The sequence below is a fragment of the Shewanella sp. MBTL60-112-B2 genome (genome assembly GCF_019655055.1).
Taxonomy (GTDB): Bacteria; Pseudomonadota; Gammaproteobacteria; order Enterobacterales; family Shewanellaceae; genus Shewanella.
The window spans coordinates 1-627 of the sequence record NZ_BPFA01000089.1; the positions used below are offsets into that span (position 1 = coordinate 1).

Annotated in this window: 1 protein-coding gene; it reads right to left on the reverse strand. The window is 55.5% G+C overall.

Annotated elements, in window-relative coordinates:
• Window positions 1–627 (reverse strand): Ig-like domain-containing protein (locus tag K5Q73_RS21345; protein ID WP_259655247.1); only part of this gene is annotated, 627 nt, incomplete at both ends.

A 627-nucleotide genomic window follows, 5' to 3' on the forward strand; every position in this document is an offset into this window, starting at 1 on the left:
GGGTGACGGTGCCCAGAGTCGGTAGGCCGGTGACCGTAATGGTGAGGTTATCGCCATCAGCATCGGTTGGTGCGCTGAGGCCTAAAGACGTATTTTGCGTCTCTTCATTGACATTGATGCTATTGCTGTCGACGAGTGGCGCATCGTTCATTGGGTTGACCGTGATCGCCACACTGCCGTTTTCAGTGACAGTGCCGTCATTGACGCTGTAGGTGAAGTTACCCACGGCATCGCCGCTGTCATAGTCGGCAGGCGCATCGTACTGCAAGCCTTCTAATTGGCCAGCGGTTAAGAGCATGCCATTGGTGATCGCAGTACCATCAGCGAGGGTGACGGTGCCCAGAGTCGGTAGGCCGGTGACCGTAATGGTGAGGTTATCGCCATCAGCATCGGTTGGTGCGCTGAGGCCTAAAGACGTATTTTGCGTCTCTTCATTGACATTGATGCTATTGCTGTCGACGAGCGGCGCATCGTTGATTGGGTTGACCGTGATCGCCACGCTGCCGTTTTCAGTGACAGTGCCGTCATTGACGCTGTAGGTGAAGTTACCCACGGCATCGCCGCTGTCATAGTCGGCAGGCGCATCGTACTGCAAGCCTTCTAATTGGCCAGCGGTTAAGAGCATGC